This window comes from Agromyces neolithicus (assembly GCF_039529735.1).
GTDB lineage: Bacteria > Actinomycetota > Actinomycetes > Actinomycetales > Microbacteriaceae > Agromyces > Agromyces neolithicus.
In genome coordinates this window covers 161,687-187,938 of record NZ_BAAANJ010000009.1, presented here as the reverse complement: position 1 = coordinate 187,938, position 26,252 = coordinate 161,687, and the positions used below count along the sequence as shown (strand labels likewise).

The following is a 26,252-nucleotide window of genomic DNA, read 5'->3' as shown; positions in this document are numbered from 1 at the left end:
CACGAGGGGCTCGGATGGCCCGCAGAGACTCACGGGCCGACGCGCGTCGTTGCGAACGCGGCGTCATCGAAGACCACGTCATATGTGCGCCCGGCGTTCACTTCACCGATCTGGAATTGGCCGACCGGCGAGGTCGAGAGGTTCGTCGTCGTGGACAGCACGGACACTCCATCCACCCATACCTCGAGCAACCCTGCCGTCGTCGTGTGCAACTCAAGCGCGTGCCATCCCGACCCCGGGTCGATGGTCGCGCCCGTCGCGATCACCGTGCCAGCCGCCTCGTTACGGTAAGCGAGGGCACCCGTCGGTGTCACATAGAGATACCCGAGCGAGGTGCCGTTTGCGGCGCGGAATCGCAGGATGTTGACCTGACTCTCGGTGCTGATCGGTTTGAACCATACCCGCGCGTACGCGTCGGCGTACTCCGCCGGAAGCGTCTTCTTCGCATAGGTGGCGCCGTTGGTCGTGGTCGCTCGGGCGGCGAAGACACCGCTGTGCGTCTCGGCGCTCTGCACGGTGAGCCCCGACCGCGTCGTCCACGCCGACAGGGTGCCCGATTCGAATCCGTCACTGAAGACGGTGGGGTTCGCTTCGGGAACTGTCGCCGGAACGGACTCGCTCGCCGCGGACTGGTTGCCCGCGGCATCCGTCGCGCTCACCGAGTAGGTGTACGTTTCGCCCGCTGTGACGGCTGCATCCGTGAACTGAACGCCGCCGGTCGTCGTGAGCTGCGCGCCGTCGCGGGCGACCGTGTAGTGATCGATGCCGCTCGGGTCGGACACCGGCTGCCAAGTGAGCTGCACGGTGCCAGGTCCCGGGGAAGCCGCGAGCCCGATCGGCGCGGCCGGTGCCGTGAGGTCGACCTGCCACGACGCGATCGCGGGTGTGGGATCGGTGCCGGCTGTCGTCGTGGCCTGGACCGCCACGCTGTGCGGCCCCTCGGTGAGCGATGCGAGGGTAAGCGGACTGGTGCACGGGACAGCGGCCGTTCCGTCGACGGCGCAGGCGAACGTGGCAGGGCTCGACGTCGCGGAGAAGGCGATCGTCGCCGTCGTCTCCGTCGTCGCAGCCGGCGGCGCGGAATCGATGCCGGTTTCGGGGGTCGACGCGCTGAGATCGTACGTCTGCACATCGAACGTCTGGCCGGTCGAGTCGGTCGGCTCGACCGTGATCGTCGACCCTGCCACCGTCACCTTGAGGAAGTGGAACACCTGTGCCTTGCTCGTCGGCACCGCCGCCGCACCGCACGCGTAGCCCTTGGCCTTGGAATTCGACCAGCCGATCGCATAGGCGTCGATTGCGCTGCACGGCCCCAGCGGACCGACCTTGGCGCCGCCGCCGCCCGTGACGTAGGTGGCAGGCATCCCCGGTGCACTGCGGAGATTGCGCTGGTAGATATGGGCATGGCCGTTGAAGACGAGGTCGACTCCGTTGCTGCCGAGCAGCCCTTCGAGGCTGTTCGGACCCTGCAAGTACGTGTCGGAGAGCTCCGACCCGCTGTCGGAGTAGAAGGGGAAATGCGAGAACGCGAACTTCACCGCTCTCGGATGCGTCTCGAGGTCGTGTTTGAGCCACTCGTATTCGGGCGTGCCGGGTGTGAAGTGCGCCGCGTAGTCGTTCGCGTACGAGTTGGCCGTTCCCTTGTTCGTGTCGCCCCAGGCGGAGTCGAGAATGTAGAAGCGGGCGGGCCCGGCGTCGAAGGCGTACCACTCGCTGCCGTAGTTCGACGAGAAGGTTCCGTTGACACAGCAGTAGACGTCGTTCTGATACCGCCCGCCGGACTCGGCGACCACCGTGTCCTGCGTCCATGTCTTGATGTCCGTGTGCGCCGTGCCGCTCAACCCGTGGTTGCCGACGGCGGTGAAGAGCGGAACGGTCGGCCCGGCGAGCGTCCAGAAGTTCGGTCCGAAGATCGCGCTCGTGTTCGCGCCGGTCTGCTGAAGATCGCCGTAGTTCGTCTGACTGCCCGACGGATATCCGTTGTCGCCGACCGTCACGGCGAACCGCACCCCCGCCTGCGCAATCCCCGAGATGACACCGGTCTGCTCGGCGTTCACGCCCGAGGCATCCACCATTCCCCAGTCGCCGAAGACGGCGAAACTGAACGGGTCGGTCGACCCGGCCTGCTCCTGTGTCGTGAATGCCGGCGATGCCTCGGTGCCCAGCAGGTCTGTCGTCGCCAGGTAGGGGCGGTAGCAGTAGGTGCCGGTCGCCGGGAGGTTGAGCGGAACCTTCCACTGATACCGCGCGAGCGCGCCGATCGTCACGGAGACGCGGCTCGCCGTCGCCGTCGAGGTGAGCTGGCAGACGCCGCCCAAGACGGGTCCCCACGTGAGTGAGCCCACGGTGGCGGACTTGTCAGTCGCCCAGTTCACGTTGACATGGAGACCGGTCAGGTCGGTCAGGTAGGGCGCCCGGGCCAGCGCCGCCGAGAAGCCGGCGGCGTAGGCCGGAGTCGCCGTGAGCGCTGGCGCGACCATGCCCGTGACCGCAACGATGGCTACTGCCACAACCTTGGCGATGCGGTGTCGAAGTCTGCCGCTGCCCGCTCCTGCCATGGTGCCCGCCCCGGTTCGCTCGTCTCATTGACTGGCCAGGCGCACTCGCCGATGAAGCCCCAAGCTACCGCCCGCCGCCCGCGCTGACATCACCAATTCTGGTGATTGGTGCAGGACGGAGTCTGTCCATGACTCGACCATCGCACCCAGGCGCACGACACTCTGCCGCTGGGCACCACGACGGGCACATATTCGTCGCCCAGGAGGAGTTCGCCGAGCACGTCGAGCGATCGGGTGCCATAGGTTTCGGACGGCTCGACGTGGCTGTTCTCGCTGAACTCGTTCCAGCTGATCAGGCCGAGCAGGTCGGGATCCGAGGCCCTGGCCGCCGCGTACTCGGCGCGGAGCGTCTCGCCGTCGAGGCGATCGACGATGCGCTTGCCGCCGACGAGGCGTGCGTCGAACCCTGGTGCGAACGGGGCGAGCCAGTATTTGCCGTCGGCGTGTACCGCCTCGCCCATGGCGCGAAGCTTGGCGGCATACTTCGTGTTCGTTGCCGGGTTGACCGACGACCAGTAGTACGCGTCGCCGTCGGTCGATGAGGCGATCCGCTCGTACCCCTCGACGTTCTTCTCGGTCGAAAGCACGAGAAGATCGTCACGCACGGGATCCGTGATGCGGGCGACGTCTGTGGCACTGAACTTCCAGGTGCCGCTGAAGATCGTGAGCGGCTTGCCTTCCAGACGCAGGAACACCGGGTCGGGGGCGTAGTCTCGGGCGAACGTCTCGAAGTCCGCGCGCACGCGTTCGACCGGAAGCGGGTCGCGCGCGAAGTCGAGCCCTTGGTAGATCACCGCGAGCGAGAAGTCCTCATCCCGCGCCACGTCCATGAGACGGTTCAGGCGACGATTGTTGGTCTCGGTACTTTTCCAACTGACGATGAAGCCGGTGATCCCGGCCTGCTTCGCCCACCGAATGTGCTGGCGAAGCACATTCGGGTCGCCACTCGAGTACCGGCCGAGCGACGGGTAGTCGGTCTTCGCGCGCCTCCAAGAGTTCGGAGAGAACCACAGGTAGTAGTAGGCGAGGACCGCGGGTCCGGATGCCGCGGGTCCGGATGTCGCGGGCGGTGGTGTTGCGAGCGTCCGGGCGGTCGTGGGGGTGACCGGGGTGAACATCCCGAGTGTGCAGCAGAACAGCGCCGCGACGATGATCATCCCCGCCCATCGCCGGAGGGCGCTCACCCCGCCTCCGCCGTCTGGGGGTCGTGGGTGGAAATGGATTCGAAGTCCCCTGGGGATCCGAAGTCCCCTGGGGATCCGAAGTCCCCTGGGGATCCGAAGTCCCCTGGGGATCCGAAGTCCCGCTCGGCGTCCGAATTCGCCCTGGTTTCCGAGATCCTCCGTGGGGTCCGAGTCGCTCTGTGAATCATTCGACTGCGGTGTGCGACGCCGGAGCTGCAGCCGACCGACCGCGATCAGTCCCACCGCCGCAAGCATCGCGACCGCCCCCACGGCGAACATGTCGAGGAGGGTGATGACCATGAGGGTGACGGACTTGTCCTTCGATAGCTGGACCGTCTGCGGAGCGACGACGCCGGCCGCACCCTGCACTTCGACCTCGTAGGCCCCCCGGGGCAGGCCCCTCAGCTCCGCGACGCCGTCGGGGCCGAAGGCGATACTCGTCCGTTCTCCGTTCGGCCGCGTGACCACGATGCCGTCGCCCTCGCGCCGGTCGAACAATATGTCGGTCGCGGACACCACCATTCGGAAGAGCGCAACGGTGAGCCGCACGTGCGGCGATGCAGAGGGGTCGACGCGCTGCGCACCCGCGGTCACCGCCCCGGCGCCATCGACGGGGATGTCTTCAACCGAGTAGGTGACGGCGTCGCGCACGAGCTCACCCGAGCGGTACACAGGCCGCCATGCGTCGAGCCACGTCTCCTCACCTGCCGTGACAACAGCTGCGCGGCCCGCCGAGTCGCGCAGCGATATCGCGCCGAGCCGAGCCGCTTCGAGGAGTGCACCGCGATCGTCGGCGACCTCGATCGTCACCGGGTACTGCGTCGCGAACGCGGCGGTCACGGTGTAATCCGCTCGCATCGGAAGCCCGGTCACTGTGGGGTGGAAGGCCTGAGCGGCGTCGCGTTGGCCGACCCAGCGTACGAAGCGCTCACGCGAGGACCCCGAGGCGATCTCGGTGTCGACGAGCGCGAGCGTGTGAGCGTCGAAATCGTGCGGCCGCGCGAACACCGCCCGGCCCGCTGCATCCGTCGCCACGGTGACACCGTCGAGCTGAAGGCGCACTCCCGGTAGCACAGGGACGGTCTGCACGGTGAGCGTGACGATCCACGGGGCGGCAACCGCCGGCCCCGCAGACGCGAGGAGCGCTACGAGCGCGGCGATCACCGCGACGATGGCGCCGACGCGGTGCATCATGGCGGCTGCTCCAACGGGTTGAGCTCGGCGGGTGCCGCCGAGCCGCGACCGCCCCGGTGCCCTCGCCCACTCGCGTACGCGATGCCGATCACCGCGAGACCAGCAATTGCGGCGGCGCCGTACAGCCACATCACGGGTGCCGTCCGGACAGCGAATGACGGTGTCGAGACGGGCGCCGCAGCGATGATCGTCGCTTCGCGCGCCGGCGCCGAAAAATCGAAGGCCGAGCCGAATCCGGGCGAGCCGGCATCCCGAGCCGACAGCGGTTCGAGCCCCCAGTTGCCCTCGACGAACGCGAGACCCGCGCTGCTGTCGAGTGGCGTGCTGTCGACGACTCCGGAGCGCACATGGGCGCCGACCAGCAGCGCGGGAACACGGAAGCCCAGGAGTTCGCCGTCCGCAGACGTGGGTGGCGGGACGTGGTCGTACCACCCGCCGGGTGAGTCGTAGGTGATGAGCATCGCCGAACTCGTCCAATAGCGGCTCGCGGCGAGCGCGTCGACCATGCCGCCCAGCAAGCGCTGGCCGGCCGGGATCGACGCCGGCGACCTCTCACCCGAACGCGAGGCTGCGACGAAGGAAACCGCGGGCAACGTGCCCGCCGCGAGGTCGGAGCGGTATTCCGCCAGGTCGACGATGTGCGAGGCGAGCGCCGGATCCGTCACGAATCGCTCCTGCTCGAGCAGTGGAACCCGGATGGTCTGGGTCACCGGCCTCGATCCGCCCCGCGCCTGGAAGGTCTCGGCCGGGTCGTAATCCTGCACGTAGAACTTCCACGACACGCCGGCGCTCTCGAGCCGATCGAAGATCGTCGGCTGATCGATCGTCGCAGCGGTCGTGTCGGTCGTGGTGACGTACCGCGGTGGCGCCGCGGCCACCCAGAACGAGCGGTTCGTGCGCGCGCCGTGCTGCGAGGCGGCAAAGAACCGATCGAAGAGCACATAGTCATCGGCGAGGCGCCATGACACGGGAAGGTCACGACGGTCGAAGTAGCCCATGGGCGCGCGACGGTCGCGGCCGGCCGCCTCGAACGCGGCGGCGAAGCCGTCCATGGCGCCATCGTTGTACTGGGCCTCCTGGATGCCGCCGATATCGCTGAGCGGCGGGGGGTCGGTGCCGTGAAGGGCGAAGGGCTGCACGCAGTCGGCGGCCGCGAGAGGCTGGCACGTGTCGTCGGGAATGCCGTCGGCGCCGTCGTACGTGCCGTAGTAGTGATCGAACGTCGCGCTGCCCTGCATGACGTAGATGAAGTGCTCGACCGGGGTGGCGGGCTGCGGTGCCGGCTCGGACGCCGCCGCTCCCGGGGCGCCGAGCGCCACACCGAACGCCGCCGAAGCGGACGCTGCGACGAGGACGATGGCGCGGAGGCGTGCCTTCACGGGTCTGGCCAGACTGCGTAGATGATGATGACCGGCCTGTCCTTCGTTCCCGCCCCCACGGTTCCGGAGTAGACGGGCACGCCGTTGTACCTGTCGACGAGGCCGCGCAGCTTCGCGGAGAATGTCGGCGATCGCCCTGCCGAGTACGAGTCCCACACGAGGTACTGCAGCTCGCCGCGCCGAAGCGCGCGATCGGGGTTGCTCACGGGCGCGTACGCGGGGTTGCGCACCTCGGGATTGGGACTCACCGACAGGCCGTAGACCTTTCGTTGCCCGTAGTACTGCAGGATGTTGGCCATCGAGGGGCCGATCGAGAGCATGCGTGCGTTCGCCGGCACGTTCTCGGCCACCCAATGACCCGCCTCGCGCCCGCCCGGCACGCCGCCGGTGCCGGCGAGGAACGAACCCGTTGTCGACGGGCTGATCTGCTGAGCGGTGGGAACGGCGAGCGAGGCGACCAGGATGGCGGTGACCGCGATGACGGCGGCCTGGGCGGTGCGGCGGCGCCGCCGGAACGCGCGCACTGTCACGAGTCCCGAGACGGCGCGCCCGGCGAGCACGGCCACGACCGGGGCGATGGGCAGCAGGTACTGGTATCCGCGTACCGGCCAGATCGTGAAGAACACGATCGGGAATGCCGCCCAGCACATCAGCAGGCGTTCACGCCACGTGCCCTCCCGCCGCAGCCACACGAGTCCGACGACGGCGGCGGTGAGCACGAATATGCCGACCGCCCACGGCACGACCGAGGCGTAGAACGTCATCGGATGGTTCTCCGGCCGGGAGAGCTGGTAGATGAGATAGCTCGATCCCGCCGTGGCCTTGCCGGCGAGTGCCTGCGAGAGCGGGTGGATGGCGACGAGCGCGGCGAACGGCACGAAACCGGCGACGATATGGCGAAGGCGCAGCGTGACCCACGGGGTCAGTGCGAAGAACGCGAAGAGGCCCCCCAGCAAGACGACCGCTGTCTCCTTGGAGAGGAACGCGAGTCCCATGGCCGACCCGGCCGCGCACATCCACGTCGCGCGCGCCGACTCGACATAACTCACGATGCAGTACAGCGCCACCGTCACGAAGAGCGTCATCATGCCGTCGAGCAGCACCTGCCGGCTGACGACCACGTGATACGGCATCACCGCGAGAATGAGACCGGCGATGAGTCCGGCGCTGGGCCCATAGAGCCGGCGTCCAAGCGAGAAGGTGACGAGCACGGCCGCGATTCCGACAACGGCGGCCACGGCCCTTGGCACCCAGTCGGTGCCGGTCCCGAGCATCTGCTCGACCCCGGCGACGAGGGTCTGGAACAAGACGGGGTGGGCGCGGAAGACCGGAAAGTACGGCTCCAGGCTCGTGTCGCCCCCGAGCGACGCAGCGGTTCCCGCATACACCGCCTCGTCGCTGTTGAACCCGACCGCGTCGAGGCCGACGAAACGCATCGTGCCGGCCACGGCGACGAGCGCCGCGACCGGCCAGGCCGCGCCGATCAGTCGCCGAGTGCCCTGCCGGCCGAATCGCGGCGTCGAGTCCGGTGCGCCGGGCACCGTCTCCAGGGCATCAGTCGTTGCGGACATGGCCAGGGCTCCAGGTGGACGTCACGTAGCGAACGCCGCCGCGGTCGCTGCATCCGGCACGCGCCGTGATGCATTCGCCCGCTTCGTCGCCCGCTCGGCGGCTGCACGCTCGGCGTCGAGCAACGCAGGAATGTCGTCGGCCCACCCGAAATGAGGAGACGAGAGGTTCCTGTGATGCATGACGCCGAGCGCGCTCGTCAGGATCGCCCGTTCCCTGGCCCGCATCACCTGATGGTCGACCTCGCCGATCACGATCGACGGGGCGAGCTGACGGAACGGTGGAAACTGGTAGGCGTCCTCGGTGTTGGCAAGAAGAGTGTCCACGGTCTCCGCGAGTGCGAGGTCGTGCTGTTCCTGCGGGCCTCGCTGGATGATGAAGAGTTCGCTGACCTTGGTGCTCGGGATGATCTTGCAGGGCAGGAGGCGGTCGATTGCGAACTTCGGCGGGGGCACCATTCGCTGCACCATCGCGTTCACCCCCATGATCGGAACGTTCATCTTTGCGAGCAGCAGTGCGAACTCCCTCCCCTCCTTCGAGTGCAGCCGGCTCTGCAACCTCAGGTGCCGCCACTCGCTCTTCGTGAGTTCGTTCGACGCGACGGCACGCAGGGTGTGATGGCTGATCGTGAGGGGCTTCGGGAAGCATTCAACGCTCCCGTCGGCGTGCAGGATCGTCATGTCGTCGGAGAGGAATCTCGCGTCGCACTCACGGACCATGCGCAATACCGTGCCCGTCTTGCCCGTGTCGGTGCGGGCGGAGATCAGAATGCCGGTGCCGCGGAGTTCGAGGCAGGCGGAATGCAGCAGCATCGATCCCTTCGACACCGCCTCGAACCGCAATAGTGCCTCGATGATGTTCGTGTACACAACGTGGGGCGAGTGCGCGAGACTCGGCGACACGACCACCTCGATGAGGTCGCCGATCTCCACCCGGAAGTTGGCGCTGAGACTTCCCAGGTGCTCGAGGTAGCCCATGCCAGGGGGGCTCGTGAGCTGGGTCGCCGTCGCGTGCAGCCGGGGTGTGCGTGCGCCGAGGTGGCCGACGCGAACCTGGATCTCTGTGTCATTGTCCAGCCACTGTGCGCGGAAGTACTCGAGTTCGGGCAACTCGACCTGCGAGCCGATCGTCGCCACGCTCGGGATGTCATAGCGGAAGGGCAGGTGCCTCGACCGGTCAGGTGTCGGTGTCGGACCCATTGCCACGAGCGCCGGTACGGTGTCTGCGGGATTCGGGATGTTGACGATGATGCGAATCGGTTCCGTCACATAGCCGTCGGATGGATCGTCGTGCGGATTCTTCGCGCCGTATACGGTCGAATCCGTCACGAAGAAGCGCAGAGCGAATGTGACGAAGAGGGTGAGGAGATTGGCCCACAGAACGGCCATGCCGGCGACGTTGACGAGGAGCGCAAGTAGTGGCAGCCGAATGGCGAGGCCGATGTGATTGATGAGGAAGAACTTCGCCCCGCGTGACAGGATGGATCCGGGCTTGTCGTCGCGGTAGACGAGTGTCTCAGTCAGCAGGAACAGCCACAGTGTCGACGCCTCGGTTGCGATGATGGCGCCGACGAGGTAATTGATCGCGAAATGGCCGACGCTGAAGTACCAGAGCACGGCCGAATTGACGACGATCCCCGAGAGGCCGACCAGGCCGAAGAGCAGCCCGCGCACGAGCATGTTCGCTCGTCGTCCGCCACCGGTGCGTTCGGTGAAGACACGCATGCGAAGCCGGAGCAGGTTGCCGAGGAACGTGGTCCCCTCAGCCAAGGAGGCTTTGCTCGTGCCGGCGTTGCGTTCCGCCATCGTGAACGGCACCTCCGCTGTGCGGAGGTGGGGCGTGCGCACGAGGATCTCCATCAGGATCTTGAACCCCCGCGGCCGCAGCGCGTCGAGGTCGAGGGCGTCGATGCGCACTGCGAAGAACCCACTCATCGGATCGCTCGCAGGGCCGAGACTGCGAGGGAAGACGAGCTTCGCCGTGCGGTTCGACAGCTGCGAGACGACGCGACGTGGCCGTGAACCGAGGCCGGAGGCATCGCCGGAGCCCTGGTGTCGCGTCGCCATGACGAGATCGATGCTTCTCGAGATCCCGACCTCGGCGAGCGGCAAGGCGAGCTCCGGCGGATGCTGGAGATCGCCGTCCATGACGACCGCCCAGGATCCGCGCGCGGTGCGCAATCCGGCGAGCACCGCGCCGCCGAGACCGCCGTCGCGTTCTCCGGCGGTGCGGTGCACGATGCGGATCGGGACGTTGCCGTCGCGAGCGTGCTCGGCCACCCGCTCGGGTGTCTCATCGTCGCTGTCATCGACGAAGAGCACCTCGAACGACGAATTGGTTCGCGATCGGCCGATCCGGTCGAGCAGGGGGGCGACATTCTCTGCCTCGTTGCGGGTCGGGACGATGATCGTGACGAGCGGCGACTGTGCGTCGGCCGCCGCTGCCGGCGAGAAACGGCCCACCTCATGGGCAAGGTCTGCGTCATCCAACATTTTCAGCTCCCGTGCGTCGCTGAATCGACGGGACGGAGAAGCCCGCACCGTCGGGCATAAGTGTGCCGGGGCGCCGGAAACGTGGCATCGCCAAGATTGGGGAACGGTCATCGATTGCCTTCGGCGTGCCCCCTAAATGAGGGAATCTCCTTTTTTGGCGGATCGGCGTAGCCTTCACATGAACGCCGTCCATCCCGAGCGGTGTCAGACCCCAATGCGGGGATCCCATGAAACTCCAACGAATCGCATCGGGGTCATTCGATGCGACCTTCGGTGCTGTGAGGGCTCTCGCCTTCACCGTCGTCCTGGCAGGGCTCCTGAGTGCCTGTGTCACGCTCAGCCGTGAAGTGCAGCGACGCAAGCGCGAAGCGCAGCAACGCGAGTTCGAGCGCGCCCGCCGCACCGCCGAGTGGCGCCACGAGGTCAACAACGCGCTTAGAAGCCTTGAGGGCGCGCACCTCCTGTCGCGACTCGAGACGGGGGCGCGCCGCAACGGCCAGCTCGAGACGGCGTTCGGCGACGAACTGAGCCACCTCGCCCACCTGGTGGGTGCTGAGCGCGAAGACCGCCCGCGCCCGACCTCCGTCGTCGGCGTGGTCTCGCGGTGCGTTTCGATGCGCCAGGCCGCTGGTGATGTCATCGACGTGCGGACGGAGCCATGGGCGCAGGACGTGCGCGTCGACATGCCTGACGTGGCGCTTGCCGGAGTCATCACGAACCTGTTGCTCAATTGCCACCAGCACGCACCAGGCGCGCGTGTCGTGGTCGAGGTCGGTCGGATGGACGAGCGGGCTCTCATCGCGGTGACGGATGACGGGCCCGGACTCCCAGCGGTGGCACCCGTCTTCGGGAATGCGGATTTCGACAAGCGCCACCCGCATGGGCTGGGCCTCGCGATCGTGCGCCGCGTCGTGCACGAGCACGGCGGAACCCTGAACCTCAGCGAGGGGCAATCTGGGCGCGGAACTCGCGCAACGGTCATTCTGCCTCTGGCGGATGAATCGTTCGGGGCTCGAGGGAGAGCAGAACTGGGTCGAAGAGAAGGGTGCGGGGGATGACGTCGCCGGAGTCGACGTCGGAGAGTTCCGGCCCTGTCGTCGTCGTCGACGACCACCCCCTCGTTCGCCGGGCCATCGTCGCGGCGCTCATTCAGGGCGGGCTGCCCGCACTCGAGTGCTCCGTCCCGAATCCGGATGCAGCGGCGGCATGGATCGCAACGCTGCGCCCTGGTTCCGTTGTCCTCGACATCGACCTGGGGCGTGGCTTCGAGGACGCAGGCAGACTGATCACACCGATCCTCGTCGCGGCGGGTTGGCGCGTCATCATCCTGACCGGCAACCGCGACCGCGAGACGCTGGGAGCGTGCCTCGCGGCGGGAGCAGCGGGATGGGTCGGCAAGGACCACCCGCTCGACGAGATCGTCGCGCTCATCCGCCGGGCTGTGGCAGGCGACGAGATCGTCTCATATGACGAACGGGTGCGGGCTCTTGCCCTCTTCCGCGAGGGCGCAGCCGGGGCATCCCGCCTCGCCCTGCTCAGCCCACGCGAACGCGAGGTGCTCGACAAGATCTTCGAGGGGCTCTCTGCACAGGAGATCGCCGCCGAGTTCATCGTGTCGGTGCACACCGTGCGCACGCAGATCAAGTCGGTGCTCCGCAAGCTCCAGGTGCCGTCACAGCTTTCGGCTGTGGCACTCGTGCGCCACCTGCAGCACTGAACGCGGTCGTTGACAACATGAATGATCCTCGATAAACCAGACATCGAAGGCCGCCAGACGGGAGGACCCTCCGTGAGCATGCTCAGTGAGACGACTGCTCGACGAGCTACTCGGGGGAGAGCCTCGAGAACGCGACGCGCGGGCCTCGTGGCGGCGGTCGTCTCCACCACGCTGATGCTCGCCGGTTGCACCGCCGAATCGAACCCGCCCGATTCAGCCGGGTCTGACGACTGCGGGACGCTGATCCCCTTCGACGCGTCGAACTTCGTGGACCCGACCCTGGACACGAACCCGTACCACCCGCTCAAGCCCGGACTGCAGTGGGTGCGCGGCGGCACGACGGAGGTGGGCGGTCGCGTCGTACCGCACGAGATCATCACGACCATGACCGACGTGATCCGGGTCATCGACGGTGTCCCCACCATCGCCATGCTCGACGAGGAGACCGATTCCGGCGAGATCAGCCAGGTGAGCACGGACTATCTCGCCCTCGACCGCGAGGGTAACGTCTGGATCCTCGGTGGATACACCGAGGAGTTCGAGGGCGGCGAGTACATCAACACCGAGGATGCCTGGCTGGGAAACGCGGACGGCAAGCAGGTCGGCATCCTCGCCCCTGCGGAAGTCACGCTCGAAACGTCCAGTTGGTGCATCGGTGCCGTCGCTGATGAAAAGGCCTCGGTGGGCGCGCCGATCGAGGTCGGAGCGCACGTGTGCGTGGCGTTCGGATGCTACGACGACGTCCGCGTCGTTCAGGAAGGCGAGGTCGGCGCACCCGACAACGAGAACAAGTCGTATGCCCCCGGGGTCGGGGTGATCAAGAACGTGCCTCTGGACGCGAGTATCCACCAGGACCGCTTCGAGTTGCTGAATTTCGTCGAACTCACCCCTGCCGGGCTCACCGAGGCGAGCAACACGGTGCTCGAGCTCGAAGCCCATGCTCGCGACGACGCCGCCACGGATGTGTTCGGCACCGCACCGACGTCCACCCGAGCGAGTCCGTGAATACCCGCCCCGTCGTGCGCTTGACCGGGGTGTCCAAATCCTTCTCGATGCCGGGGGCCCCGCCCATCGCGGTTCTCAACGGCGTGGACTTCACCCTTCAGCCCGGTGAGAAGGCAAGCCTCACGGGCCCGTCGGGCAGTGGGAAGTCGACGCTGCTGGCACTGATCGCCGGGTTGCTGGAACCCGATTCCGGAACGGTCGAGGTCGGCGGCGAATCGCTCGCCAGCAGGAGCGAGTACCAGCGGGCCGAGGTCCGGGCGCGAACGACCGGCATCGCGCTGCAGTCCGACAACCTCATCCCATTCCTGTCCGCCCGCGAGAACGTCGAGCTCGCACTCGGCTTCGGCAGTGACGTCACACGACGCCGGGCACCGACAGTCGCCCGCGAGCTCCTCGAGCGGTTCGGCGTCGGTCACCGTGCCGACCATGTTCCCCGGCACCTGTCGGGTGGTGAGGCGCAGCGTGTGGCCCTGGCGGTGGCGATCGCGAATCGGCCGGCCGTTCTGCTGGCCGACGAGGTCGTCGCCCAGCTCGACGCCGAGACTGCCGCTCGCGTGATCGACGAGGTTCTCACGGTCGATATCGCGGTGCTCTACATCACCCACGACGTCGCGCTGGCAGACCGCGTCACCACTCGCTACGAACTCGTCGACCACCGGGTGCGGCCTCGATGAAACCCGCCGGCAACTCCGTGACAGCACGCGATCTCGTCGTCGAGTATCCGACGCCTCGGGGAACGGTGCACGCTCTGAGCCTCGACCGACTCGAGGTCGACGGCGGTGAGAGCGTTGCGATCATGGGCCCGAGCGGATGTGGCAAGTCGACCCTGCTCGGATTGCTCGCGGGTCTTGCCAGACCGACCACGGGGACCGTGACCATCGGTGCCACGGTGATCTCGTCGCTTCAGGAGAAGGCACGGATCCGGTTCCGCCGCCAGAACATGGGCATGGTCTACCAGGCTGACAATCTGCTCCCCCATCTGAGCGTCGAGGAGAACGTCGGACTGCAGTTGGGGATCGCTCGGCGAGCCGCTGATGCCGACGGCGAGGTCGAGGCGCTGCTCCAGCGACTCGGCCTCGCCGCGCTGCGCACCCGCCTGCCCGACCAGCTCTCGGGCGGCCAGCGTCAAAGAGTCGCCGTCGCCCGCGCCGTGATCCACCGACCTGCCGTCATCCTCGCCGACGAACCCACCGGCTCGCTCGACCCCGCCAATGCCGAGCGGGTGATCGACACCATGATCGACAGCCAGCGCGCGATCGGCGCCACCCTCGTGCTCGTCACCCACGACCCGAGCATCGCCCGTCGCGCCGATCGGATCATCGAGCTCGAGCGGGCAATCCTGACCGCGGCGGCGCCGGATGCTGTGGCGGTGCCGGATGCTGTTTAGATACGTCGTCACCGACCTGTGGCGCAACCCGCGCCGCACCCTCTCGGCCGTGCTCGGGGTGAGCCTCGGCATCGGGCTGTTCTGTGGTGTGCTCTTCTTCGTCGACGGCCTCTCCGCGTCGATGACCCAGCGAGCCGTGGGACCGCTGGCGCTCGACATGCAGCGCATCGTCACGGAGCGAGCGGCCAACAGCATTGTGCTCACACAGGACGTGGTCGGCAGCGAGACACTCAGCCCCGGCGAGCGCACCTGGGTCGACCTCACGGTGCACAACAGCGGCAGTCAGAACGCCAACGAGGTCACGATCAGGTCTGTGCCCGGAGCGAACCTGCTGTTCGTGGCTGGTTCGGCAACGCTCGACGATCACCCGATCACCGGCTTCGACGACAACCCCCTGGCCTCGGGTCTGGGCAAGGCCGGCTTGAACCTCGGAACGATCGCACCGGGAGCTACCCACCGCATCCGATATGCGGTCGAAGCCGAGACATCGACAGAACTCGACGACTCCGTGGTCGCTGCCAGCTACTCGACGCGTGAGTCCGTCGCGCCGGTGCCGGCGAATCGACCGCCGTCGGCCGGCCTGGCCGACCTCGCGCTGCGCATCGGGCAACTGCCCGGCGTGGCACACGCCAGCCAGCTCTCGCTCGCAGACCTGGGCCTGGACACCCTGTCGACATCATCGGCGACCGCATTCGGACCGACGAGGATCTTCGGGTTCGACCAGGAGTACGCCGGCCACGACGAGACGATCTCGATCGTCGAAGGTGAACTCAGCACCGATGGCGCGGTCGTCAGCGCGGAGGCTGCGGAGGCGCTCGGTGTCGCCCCGGGCGATACCGTGACGGTCGCGCTGCCCGACGGCTCCGAACTCGAGCTCGAACTCACGGGTGTGGCGGATCTCTCCCGCTCGCGATCACTGTTCTCAAGCCGCAGAGGCGGCGACCTGGAGACCTTCATCTACAACCGGAATGCCGTCATCGTCTCATCGACCCTGTTCGCCGACCGCGTCTTCCCCGCCTTCGAGCGCGCCGTCGCGCGGGGCACCGGGCGTCTGAAGAGCCCACCGATCCGTGAGATCGACATCAGTGTCGACCGTGCGCTGCTGGATGCCGATCCGGCGACCGCGGTCGGCGAGACTCGCGCTGTCGCAGCCGAGGCGATGGCGGTGGCCGCAGGCCAGGACTACCTGCTCGACAACATCTCCAACACCCTCACGGTCGCAGCGGGCGACGCGAGCACGGCGAAGAGCCTGTTCGTCTTCCTCGGTGTGCCAGGAGGATTCCTCGCCGCGATCCTCGCGGCCTATTCCGGCAGCGTGCTCGCGCACGCCCAGCGTCGCGAGCAGGCGACACTCCGGGTCAGGGGCGCCAGCCGGCGGCACCTGCTGCGCATGCTCGCCGCGCGAACCAGCCTGTTGACCGCGGCCGGCGCCGTCATCGGCCTGATCGCCGGCTATGTCGCCGCCAGTGCCATTCTCGGACAGGAATCATTGGCCCGAGCCAGCAATGCCAGCGTGGTCACGTCGGCGATCGTCGGGACTCTCGGTGGGTTCCTGGCGACCGGGCTTGCACTGTACTTCACCGGCCGACGATCGATCGATCGGGAGATCAACGAAGACCGAGCGCGCCTGCAAGAGCGAGCCCCGCTGTGGCGGCGCTGGCGACTCGACCTCGTCGCGACCGGAATCCTGATCGTCGGCACCGTGATCGCGGTGAGCCTGAACGCGTTCAGCGGTCAGGCCGGGTCGGTGTACTTCGGACGGTCGGTCCAGCTGAATCTGACCCTGCTGGTCCTGCCGCTCGCCGTCTGGCTGGCGGGCAGCCTGATCGTCGCGAGGTTCACGAGCGGCGCATTGACACGCCTTCGGCCCACCTCGACCCCCAACTTCGGTCGAGTGACATCGGGCCTCGTGCGTCGGAGCATCGGCCGGCGACCGTGGGCGATCAGCACCGGCGCCATCGTGGTGTCGCTCATCGTCGGCCTCGCGGTCAGCCTCGCGGCCTTCACCGCGTCATACGACGCCGCGAAGGCCGCCGATTCCCGATATGCGAACGGGTCGGACATCAAGATCACACCGAGTCCGACAGCGAACCGGTCGTATGCCGCGGACGACGCCGACGTGTTCCGTACTGCGCACATCGCCGAGGTGACACCGGTCATCTACGGTCTGAGCAATGTGATCCTGCGCAGCGCTCGCACCTCCGACCCGGCGAATGTGGTCGCCGTCGACCCCTCCGGCTTCGCTTCGGTGGCGCCGCTCGACGAGTCCGTAGCAGCGATGCTGACCCGGCTCGACGATGACCCGAGCGCGATACTGCTCACCACGGAGATGGCCGATTTCCTCAGGGCGGAGGTGGGTGACTCGATCCACGCGCTCCTTGCCCGCGCCACGGACGAGCAGGTTCGGACAGAGCTGACGCTCGTCGGGCTCTACGAACGGCTACCGGGCTTCCCGGACGGCGCTGAAGCCATCATGAGCATCGGCCATCACACCGAAATGGTGCCGACGAAGGACCCGGACTTCTTCCTCGCCGCGACGGGCTCCGATGATGCCGCCCTGAGCCGTGCCGTCGACGAGCTTCGGGCGGGCCCCGCATCGGCCGACAGCATCCAGATCGACACCAGGAAATCCACTCTCGACCGCGACCAGTCCAGTCTGGCGGCACTGAACATCTCCGGGCTCGTCAGCCTCGACTCCGCCTTCGCGCTCGGGATGGCCACCGTCACTATGGTCGTGTTCGTCTTCGGACTCCTGCTTCAACGACGGCGCGAATACGTCACGCTCCGTGCTCAGGGGCTGGAGCCGTCGACGGTCAGATCGCTGATTTCGGCCGAGGCCGTTCTCACGGCGCTTGCCGGAGCGCTGGGCGGGATACTGATCGGCGGCGTCATGGGGTACTACTTCGTGACGGTGCTGCGGCCGCTGTTCGTCCTGGACCCTGCGTATACGCTTCCGCCCGCCGCACTCGCCCCGATCCTCTTGCTCGTCCTGGGCGCGACGCTGATCTGCTCGGCAATCGGGTCCCGACTGGTCAACAGATTGGAACCCACCGAGCTCCTTCGTGACGAGTGAACCGGAAGACCTCAACATCCTGGAGGTAGTGATGCCACGTTCGCACCTTGCGACCGCATGCGCGGCGCTGATCGTACTTGCACCGATGCTGGGTGCCTGCACCGGCGCCGACACGCCGACGACGACACCCAGTGCCGGCACGGGCAGTTCAGTCGGCCCATCCGGCGAAAGCGGTCCGCAGCCCGGTTTCGAACTGTTGCGCTTCAGCAACCCCACGAGCGTTGACAACAGGTGGTTCCCATTGCGGCCCGGCACCCAGTTCGTGTACGAAGGCGAAACGGTTGAAGACGGTCGAACGACGGAACACAGGGTCGTCTCCACGGTCACCGACCTGGTCAAGGTGATCGCCGGCGTGCCAAACGTCGTCGTCTGGGACCGGGACTTCGCCGGGGACGAACTGGTGGAGGCGGAGATCGCGTTCTTCGCCCAGGCCGACGATGGCGACATCTGGCGGTTCGGCGAGTACCCGGAGGCATACGAAGCGGGCGAACTCGTCGAAACCCCGGCTTGGATCCATGGGATCAAGGATGCGCAGGCGGGCCTGTTCATGATGGCCAGTCCGAAGGTGAGCGCGGACAGCTACGCCCAAGGCTGGGGGCCCGAGGTCGATTGGTCGGATCGAGCGATCGTGCAGGACACCGGGCAGGAGGCGTGTGTTCGCGCCGGCTGCTACTCCGACGTGCTCATCACCGATGAATTCAGTCTGGACGAGCCGGGCGCGCACCAGCTGAAGTACTACGCCCCCGAGGTGGGGAACATCCAGGTGGGTTGGACGGGGGACGATCCGACGCAGGAGACCTTGGAGCTGGTGGAGATCGTGCAACTGAGCGAGGCCGACATGGCGGAGGTGCGCGAAGAGGCGATGAAGTTGGAGGAGCAGGCGTACGTGAACAGCAAGGAAGTCTACGGGCGCACGACGCCCATGACGCCTGCCGAATGAGCGGCTGCGGTGCCGCGGATCCTTCCCCTCGGAGTACTCGGGGCGAGGAGGCGCATTCGGGGTTGACGATGCGTATTCGGGGTTGAGGATGCCCCATCTGGGGGCTTGTAGCGCATGGTGAACCGTGCCACACTGTCGACGATTGCTCAGTTTCTCGGCGCGGCACTCTCGAGATACGAGCATGTACGGCGCGCGGCCGCCGAGCTTCTTGACGACTCACGCGACGAGATTCGCGGATAGAACGCGGGTCCGCTTCAAGTTACCGAGAGCGACTGATCCGGTCGGCGACAACACCGAACCGGTATCGGTCGCGTGGACGTGGGGGATGCGTCATGATCTCGTGGCTCGTGCGTTGGAGCCTGCGATTCCGACTGCTCGTTGCGGCGGTCGCCGCGGGGGTGCTCGGGTTCGGGCTCGTCAGCCTGCCCTCGATGGCCGTCGACAACCTGCCGGAGTTCGCTCCACCGCACGTCGAGATCCAGACCGAGGCGCTCGGCCTGTCGGCCGAAGAGGTCGAGCAGCTGATCACGAGCCCGATGGAGGCCGACCTGCTCAACGGCGTGGCCTGGCTCGACGAGATCCGCTCGGTCTCGGTGCCCGGCCTCTCGTCGATCGAACTCGTCTTCGAGCCGGGCACCGATCTCCTGCGCGCCCGCCAGCTGGTCGCCGAGCGGCTCACGCAGGCCTTCGCCCTGCCCAACGTGTCGACGCCGCCCATCCTGATGCAGCCGCTCTCGTCGACGAGCCGGGTCATGATGATCCAGCTGACCTCGGAAGACGTGTCGCTCATCGACATGTCGGTGCTCGCCAGGTGGACCGTCAAGCCCGTGCTCATGGGCGTCCCCGGTGTCGCCAACGTGTCGACGTGGGGGCAGCGCGAGCAGCAGGTCCAGGTACAGGTCGAGCCCGCAGAGCTCGAGGCCGCGGGAGTGACGCTCGAAGAGGTCATCTCGACGACGGGCAACGCGGTCTGGGTGTCGCCGCTGAGCTTCCTCGAGGCCTCGACGCCGGGCACCGGCGGCTTCTTCGAATCGGCGAACCAGCGCATCGGCATCCAGCACGTGCTGCCGATCAAGACTCCGGAAGACCTCGGCAAGGTGGTCATCGAGGGCAACCCGCAATCGTTGACGCTGGCGGATGTCGCACAGCTGTCCGAAGACCACCAACCGCTCATCGGCGACGCCATCACCGGCGACTCGCCCGGACTGCTGATCGTCATCGAGAAGTTCCCCGAGGCCGATGTGCTCGAGGTCACCCGCGGCATCGAGGCGGCGATGGCCGACCTCGCGCCGGGCCTGACGGACATCGAGGTCGACACCACGGTCTTCCGTCCGGCGACGTTCCTCGAGACGGCAGCCGCGCAGCTCGGCTGGGCCGCGCTCGCCGGCCTGCTGCTCGCCGCGCTCGTCATCGGTCTCGGCCTCGGTTCATGGCGGTACGCCGTGATCGCCGCGCTGGCCGTGCTCGTCTCGGGCACCGCCGCCGCCCTCACCCTGCAGGCGACCGGCGCGGTGATGAACACCATGACCCTCGCCGGGCTCGCCCTCGCGCTGACGGTCGCGGTCGGCGATGCCGCGGCCGACTTCGAATCGCTGCGAACTCGGGGCAGGACTCTGCGTCCACCCGGTGGCGACGCTGAACCCGAAACGGGCTCCTCAGCCGACCCAGTCGCCCGCCGCACCGGCATCCTCACCACGGCGCTGCGCCGATCGCGGCTGCCTGCGCTGTTCGGTGCACTCGTCTCTGCGGTGGCGATCGCCCCCAGCTTCTTCGTGCCCGGTCTCGACGGCGAGATTCTGCGGGCCCTCGCGATCGCCTACCTCGTTACGCTCCTGGTCGCGATGATCGTGGCGCTGACCGTGACCCCCGCCCTCGCCAGCCTGCTGCTGCCCCGAAGGAACGACACCGATGCGGTGAAGGAACCGGCCGCCGTCTCGGGGATGACGACGAAGTACGCCGAGACGATGGAACGCAGGTCCGCGGGCCGCGGTGGCTGGATCACCGCGCTCGTGGCCGTCGCGCTCGGCGTGGTCGCGCTCGGCACGATCCCGTTGGCGACGGCCGACGCGCCGGTTCTCGCCGCAGTTCCCGACCGCTCGATCCTGGTGGAGTGGGACTCGACCGCCGGCACCTCGAACGAGGAGATGAACCGCATCACCGCGCGCGCGGCGGACGAACTGCGCACCGTGGCCGGCGTCGCCGCCGTCGGCGGCCACATCGGTCGCGCCATCACGTCGGACACCGCCTCCGACGTGAACGGAAGCGAGATCTGGGTGACCCTCGAGGACGGGGCGGATTACGCTGCGGTCAAGAAAGACGTGCAGGAGATCATCAACGGGTACCCCGGCCTCGCGAACCGCGTCATGTCGTATCCCGAGCGGCAGCTGGAGCGTGTGCGCGCGGGACAGGAGCGCGACTTCCAGGTGCGTGTGTACGGCATCGACCTCGAGATCCTTCGTGAGAAGTCCGACGAGCTGCAGGCGGCGATGGCCGACATCGACGGGCTCGTCGAGCCCACGGTCGAACAGGATCTCGTGCAGCCGATCGCCGAGATCGAGGTCGACCTCGAAGCGGCCAAGCAGTTCGGCGTCAAGCCCGGCGATGTGCGCCGGGCGGCCGCCGCGGTGCTGCAGGGCATCGAGGTCGGCTACATGTTCGAAGAGCAGAAGGTCTTCCAGGTCATCGTCAAGGGCACCGAGCAGACCCGTCACAGCCTCACCGACGTCGAGAACCTCCTCATCAACACCCCGAGCGGCGGCACGGTCGTGCTCTCCGACGTCGCCGACGTGCGAATCAGCCCCAACCTCGCGGTGATCCGGCACGACGACACCCATCGGCGTATGAACATCACGGCCGACGTGCAGGGCCGCAGCCTCGCCGATGTCGAGGCCGACGTGCGCGCGGCGATCGCCGGGGTCGAGTTCCCGGTCGAGTACCACGCCGAGATTCCCCGGCAGTACGGCGAGCAGCAGGCCGCGGGCCAGCTCACGTGGTGGCTGCTCGCCTCCGCGGCCGTCGTCATCCTCGTGCTGCTGCAGACGATGCTCGGGTCATGGCGGCTCGGTGCCATCGTGCTGCTGACCTTGCCGTTGGCGCTCGCCGGTGGCCTCGTCGGCGCGTGGCTGGCCGGTGGCCTCGACTCGCTCGTGCTCGTCATCGCGCTCGTGCCGGTGCTCGCGTTCGCCGTTCGCGAGGCGGGCATGCTCATCGGCGCCCAGCAGACGGCCATGGCCGCGGGAGGGACGGAATCGCCGACGAAGGCCGTCTGGGCCGCTGCGGGCAGCCGCATCCGTCCGGTGCTGCTCGCACTCGCGGCATCCGTCGCCCTGCTCGCGCCGCCTGCCTTCTTCGGCGGGGCTGTGGGCTTCGAGACCGTGCTGCCCATCGCGGCGGTGGTGTGGGGCGGCGGAGTCACGACCGTGGTCGTCGCGCTGGTCGTGCTGCCGTTGCTCGTGCTCGCCTGGGGCGGAACCAAGGCCGCCGACAGCTCACTCGTGAACTTGAACGCTCCAGTGGCGGAATGGAGGCAGGAACCGTCATGAACGAGAACCGATCGCGGATCCAGCGGGGGGTGGCCGGGATTCTCGCAGCACTGGCCCTGGCCGGAGGAGCCCTGACCTTGACCGGATGCGCGGAAGTCACGGCGGCAGATGCCGCCGCCGGCCCCGAGCCGGCCGTCAAGGAGGAGATCGGCGACACCGACCTCAGCACGCTCACGCTGACGCCCGAAGCCGTCGAGCGGCTCGGGCTGACGACCGTCGAGGTCGAGGCAGGCGACGGCGACGGCGTGACGGTTCCCTACGCGGCCGTCATCTACGACCACGACGGCGACACGTGGGTGTACACCAACCCCGAACCCGAGGTGTTCGTCAGGGCTGCGATCGTGGTCGACCGCATCGACGGCGACACCGCCCACCTCTCGGAGGGTCCCGAACCGGGCACCAGCGTCGTGACGCTGGGAGCGGCCGAGCTCTACGGCGCGGAATTCGACACCGCACATTGACATGCGACGCATCATCGGGTTCAGCCTCCGGTTCCGGACCATCGTGATGACGCTGGCCATCGGCATCATGGTGTTCGGCGGCGTGCAGCTGAGCTCGGCGCAGGTCGACGTGTTCCCCGAGTTCGCGCCGCCAAGGGTCGAGATCCAGACGCTCTGCATCGGGCTGACCGCTTCGGAGGTCGAGGAACTCGTGACGGTGCCGCTCGAGGAGGCGCTCAACGGTGTCGAGGGGCTCGACGACATCCGATCCAAGTCGGTCAGCCAGATCTCGTCGATCGTGCTGATCTTCGAGCCAGGTGCCGACCTGCTCACCGCCAGACAGCACGTGGCCGAGCGCATCGCGCTCGCCACGCCGACCCTGCCGACGTGGGCGGCGCCGCCGATCATGCTGCAGCCGCTGTCGTCGACGAGCCGGGTGATGAAGATCGGCCTGACCTCCGACGAACTCTCGCTCATCGAGATGTCGATGATCACGTACTGGAAGATCCGTGCGCACCTGCTCCGCGTCCCCGGGGTCGCGAACGTCCCCATCTGGGGCGAGCGACTGCAGATGCTGCAGGTGCAGGCCGAGCCCGAGAAGATGGCCGCCGAGGGCGTCAGCCTCGAGCAGGTCATGACGGTGACTGCCGACGCGCTCGATGCCGGGCTGTTGCAGTACTCGCCGGGTGCCGTCATCGGCACGGGCGGGTATATCGCCACACCACAGCAGCGACTCGGCATCCAGCACGTGCTGCCCATCACGACCCCTGCGGATCTCGCCGAGGTCACGATCGAGGAGCGCGGCGGCGATCCGCTGAAGCTGGGCGACGTCGCGCGTGTCGTAGAGGATCACCAGCCGCTGATCGGCGACGCGGTGATCAACGAAGGCGAAGGGCTCATGCTCATCGTCGAGAAGCTGCCCTGGGGCAACACGCTCGAAGTGACCGAGGGCGTCGAGGCGGTGCTCGCCGAGTTGGCGCCGGGCCTGCGCGGCATCGAAGTCGACACCGAGATCTTCCGCCCCGCGACCTTCATCGAGGAGTCGATCAGCAACCTCTCGCTCGCACTACTGCTCGGCATCCTGCTCGTGATGATGGTGCTCGCCCTGTTCCTGTTCCAGTGGCGCACGGCGCTCATCAGCATCATCGCGATCCCGCTCTCACTGGTCTCGGCCGCGCTCGTGATCTACCTGACCGGCACGCCGATCAACACCATGATCCTCGCCGGGCTGGTGATCGCCGTCGGCGTCGTGGTCGACGACGCGATCATCGACATCGAGAACATCGTGAGACGACTGCGCCGGGAACGCGCCGAAGGGGGCCACCGATCCACAGCGAGGGTCGTGCTCGAAGCCTCGCTCGAGGTGCGCGGCCCGATCATCTACGCGACCCTGATCATCATCGTCGCCGCGGTGCCGATCTTCTTCCTCGAGGGCCTCACCGGCGCATTCTTCCGCCCGCTCGCGCTGGCCTACACCCTCGCGGTGCTCGCGTCGATGGTGGTCGCCCTCACGGTCACGCCGGCGCTCGCGTTGATCCTGCTGCGCAAGGCACCCCTTGACCCGAGCGATCCCCCCGTCGTGCGGGTACTCAAGCGCGGGTACAAGAAGTCGCTGGAGCCGATCGTCGACCGCCCGTGGCCCGGGTACGTGTTCTTCGGCGCGCTCATCGTCGTCGGCGCGGTCACGGTGCCGTTCCTCGGCCAGTCGCTGCTGCCCGACTTCAAGGAGCGCGACTTCCTGATGCACTGGGTCACGCAACCCGGCACCTCGGCACCCGAGGAGGTGCGCATCAGCCAACGGGCCTGCCAGGAGTTGCTCGAGATCGAGGGCGTGCGCAACTGCGGCGCGCACATCGGGCAGGCGTACAACGGGGACGAGGTCTACGGCGTCTACTTCGGCGAGAACTGGATCAGCATCGATCCAGCGGTCGACTACGACGCGACCCTCGCCAAGGTGCAGGAGCTCGTGCAGGGCTACCCGGGCATCCGCCGCGACGTTCAGACCTACCTGAAGGAACGCATTCGCGAGGTGCTCACGGGCGGCGACACCGCGGTCGTCGTGCGCCTGTACGGTGATGACCTGCAAGAACTGCGAGACACCGCCGAGGAGATCAACGAGATCTTCCTCGAGACCGACGGCGCGATCGACGAGCACATCTCACTGCAGGTCGACGTGCCGCAGCTCGAGGTCACGGTGGACCTCGACGCCGCCCAGGCGTACGGGCTGAAGCCGGGTGACGTGCGTCGCGCCGCGGCCACGCTCGTCGCGGGTGAGGAGGTTGGCGACGTCTATCGCGGCGGCAAGGCCTACGACGTGCAGGTCTGGAGCCCTGTCGAGATCCGATCGGATGTCACGAGCATCCGCAACCTGCCGATCGACACCCCATCCGGCGAGGTCATCCCGCTCTCGGCGGTCGCCGACGTCTCGCTTCGGGCGACCCCGAACGCCATCGAACGCGATGACAATTCGCGGCGCATGGACATCGAGGCGAACGTTGAAGAGGGCAAGCTCGCTTCGGTCGTGGCCGCGATGGAGGCGGGCCTGCGCGAGATCGACCTGCCGCCGGGCTTCCACGCCGAGATCATCGGCGAGTTCGAGGAGCGCGAGGCGGCGACCAACCGGCTGCTTCTGCTCGCCGTGGCCGCGATCCTCGTGATCTACCTGCTGCTGCAGGCGGCGTTCGCGAGCTGGCGATTGGCGACACTCATCATCCTCACCCTGCCCGTGGCGCTCGTCGGCGGCGTGTTCGCGGCCTTCATCACCGGTGCCGTGCTCTCGCTCGGCTCGATCGTGGGGTTCCTCACGGTCATGGGCATCGCCGCGCGCAACAGCATCCTGCTGATCAACCACTGCCAGCACCTCGAACGCTACGAGGGCGAGAAGTTCGGCAAGCAACTCGTGATGCGCGGCGCCGCCGAGCGGCTGTCGCCGATCCTCATGACCACGCTCGCCACGGGCCTCGCGCTCGTGCCGCTCGTCGTCATGGGCGAGATCCCCGGCCACGAGATCGAGCACCCGATGGCCGTCGTCATCCTCGGCGGGCTCGTCACCTCGACGCTGCTCAACCTCTTCGTCGTGCCGCCGCTGTACCTGCGGTTCGCGAAGCCGAAGTCGCAGCGCGAGACGCCGCCGCCCGCAGCACCGGAGCCCGAGAAGGCTCCACCCGCGCCGGAACCTGCTGCGGTGTAGCTGCACCCGGCCGGTGGGCAGCTCGTGGTCGTGAGCAGGACGCGGCCGAGCACTGACGAACGGACGCCCCGGGCGCGGCCCCGGGGCATCCGTGATATGCGGCCGGTGAGTGGGGGAATGCCGGTCGCAGTCCTGCGTCAGTCGTCGGAGCCGACGCCCGCGTCGTCGCCGGAGCCGCCGTCGTCGTCGGAGCCGCCGTCGTCGTCGGAGCCGCCTTCGTCGTCGAAGCGGATGAAGTTGAAGTCGGCGTCGAGCTCGACCTCTGCGACCGTGCCGTCGTCGAGCAGTACCTCGACCTCGTAGGCACTCTCGCCGTCGCTGTCGGCCTCGGAGTCGACGACCGTGCCGCCGCCCGTCTCGGCCAGCGCGGCCTTGCTCGCTGCGTCGAGGTCCGCTCCCACGAGAACCTGGTCGTCGGAGTCGGTGCCGTCGTCGCCTGCAGGTGACGGGGGGCTGGCGAATGCGATCGCCGCGCCGCCCAGCACCAGCGCCGCCACGCCGACGGTGGAGCTGATCCAGATGGTTCGCTTGCTCATGTCGGGCCTCCCGGTCGAAGTCTGTATTCCGAGCATGCTCCGTTCC

The 26,252-nt window shown here is 67.7% G+C and carries 16 protein-coding genes; 10 read left to right on the top strand and 6 right to left on the bottom strand.

Annotated features, from left to right (window positions below):
• Nucleotides 1-29 precede the first annotated feature (29 nt).
• The 5 genes from ABD164_RS13115 to ABD164_RS13095 all read right to left on the bottom strand — a co-directional run bounded on the left by ABD164_RS13115 (nt 30) and on the right by ABD164_RS13095 (nt 10,376).
• Entirely contained in the window at nt 30-2,558 is a 2,529-nt protein-coding gene (locus tag ABD164_RS13115) for a metallophosphoesterase (protein WP_344296738.1), read from the bottom strand.
• A gap of 89 nt (nt 2,559-2,647) precedes the next feature.
• Nucleotides 2,648-4,936: an endo-1,3-alpha-glucanase family glycosylhydrolase gene (locus ABD164_RS13110; protein WP_344296737.1), complete on the bottom strand. Its 2,289-nt coding sequence runs from the start codon at nt 4,934-4,936 to the stop codon at nt 2,648-2,650.
• Nucleotides 4,933-6,315 (bottom strand): alkaline phosphatase family protein, encoded by a 1,383-nt coding sequence (locus ABD164_RS13105; RefSeq protein WP_344296736.1) that lies wholly within the window; start codon nt 6,313-6,315, stop codon nt 4,933-4,935. Before ABD164_RS13105 ends, ABD164_RS13110 begins: the two co-directional genes overlap by 4 nt.
• A complete protein-coding gene (locus tag ABD164_RS13100) occupies nt 6,312-7,886 on the bottom strand; it encodes an ArnT family glycosyltransferase (RefSeq protein ID WP_344296735.1) in 1,575 nt (524 codons plus the stop codon). The genes ABD164_RS13105 and ABD164_RS13100 overlap by 4 nt, the downstream gene beginning before the upstream one ends.
• A gap of 21 nt (nt 7,887-7,907) precedes the next feature.
• Entirely contained in the window at nt 7,908-10,376 is a 2,469-nt protein-coding gene (locus ABD164_RS13095; RefSeq protein WP_344296734.1) for a glycosyltransferase, read from the bottom strand.
• A gap of 227 nt (nt 10,377-10,603) precedes the next feature.
• Between ABD164_RS13095 and ABD164_RS18045 the strand changes: the two genes are divergently transcribed.
• The 10 genes from ABD164_RS18045 to ABD164_RS13045 all read left to right on the top strand — a co-directional run bounded on the left by ABD164_RS18045 (nt 10,604) and on the right by ABD164_RS13045 (nt 25,670).
• The gene (locus tag ABD164_RS18045; RefSeq protein ID WP_425545948.1) at nt 10,604-11,434 is read left to right on the top strand and encodes a sensor histidine kinase; all 831 of its coding nucleotides are present in this window, start codon (nt 10,604-10,606) and stop codon (nt 11,432-11,434) included.
• Entirely contained in the window at nt 11,431-12,093 is a 663-nt protein-coding gene (locus ABD164_RS13085; protein WP_344296732.1) for a LuxR C-terminal-related transcriptional regulator, read from the top strand. The genes ABD164_RS18045 and ABD164_RS13085 overlap by 4 nt, the downstream gene beginning before the upstream one ends.
• Before the next feature lie 147 nt (nt 12,094-12,240).
• Nucleotides 12,241-13,098, top strand: a complete 858-nt coding sequence (locus ABD164_RS13080) for a hypothetical protein (RefSeq protein WP_344296731.1) — start codon at nt 12,241-12,243, stop codon at nt 13,096-13,098.
• An 83-nt stretch (nt 13,099-13,181) separates the two neighbouring features.
• Nucleotides 13,182-13,772 (top strand): ABC transporter ATP-binding protein, encoded by a 591-nt coding sequence (locus ABD164_RS13075; protein ID WP_344296730.1) that lies wholly within the window; start codon nt 13,182-13,184, stop codon nt 13,770-13,772.
• A gap of 17 nt (nt 13,773-13,789) precedes the next feature.
• On the top strand, nt 13,790-14,485 hold the full coding sequence (locus ABD164_RS13070; RefSeq protein ID WP_344296729.1) for an ABC transporter ATP-binding protein: 696 nt from the start codon (nt 13,790-13,792) through the stop codon (nt 14,483-14,485).
• A complete protein-coding gene (locus ABD164_RS13065; RefSeq protein ID WP_344296728.1) occupies nt 14,475-17,558 on the top strand; it encodes an FtsX-like permease family protein in 3,084 nt (1,027 codons plus the stop codon). The genes ABD164_RS13070 and ABD164_RS13065 overlap by 11 nt, the downstream gene beginning before the upstream one ends.
• On the top strand, nt 17,548-18,498 hold the full coding sequence (locus ABD164_RS13060) for a hypothetical protein (RefSeq protein WP_344296727.1): 951 nt from the start codon (nt 17,548-17,550) through the stop codon (nt 18,496-18,498). The genes ABD164_RS13065 and ABD164_RS13060 overlap by 11 nt, the downstream gene beginning before the upstream one ends.
• A 332-nt stretch (nt 18,499-18,830) precedes the next feature.
• Nucleotides 18,831-22,040: an efflux RND transporter permease subunit gene (locus ABD164_RS13055; RefSeq protein ID WP_344296726.1), complete on the top strand. Its 3,210-nt coding sequence runs from the start codon at nt 18,831-18,833 to the stop codon at nt 22,038-22,040.
• Nucleotides 22,037-22,501 carry an efflux RND transporter periplasmic adaptor subunit gene (locus ABD164_RS13050; protein WP_344296725.1) on the top strand — a complete coding sequence of 155 codons (465 nt, stop codon included), beginning with the start codon at nt 22,037-22,039 and terminating at the stop codon, nt 22,499-22,501. Before ABD164_RS13055 ends, ABD164_RS13050 begins: the two co-directional genes overlap by 4 nt.
• 1 nt (nt 22,502) lies before the next feature.
• Nucleotides 22,503-25,670 carry an efflux RND transporter permease subunit gene (locus ABD164_RS13045; protein WP_344296724.1) on the top strand — a complete coding sequence of 1,056 codons (3,168 nt, stop codon included), beginning with the start codon at nt 22,503-22,505 and terminating at the stop codon, nt 25,668-25,670.
• A gap of 137 nt (nt 25,671-25,807) precedes the next feature.
• On the opposite strand, the gene ABD164_RS13040 is transcribed toward ABD164_RS13045, so the two are convergent.
• Nucleotides 25,808-26,206, bottom strand: a complete 399-nt coding sequence (locus tag ABD164_RS13040) for a PepSY domain-containing protein (RefSeq protein WP_344296723.1) — start codon at nt 26,204-26,206, stop codon at nt 25,808-25,810.
• Nucleotides 26,207-26,252 lie beyond the last annotated feature (46 nt).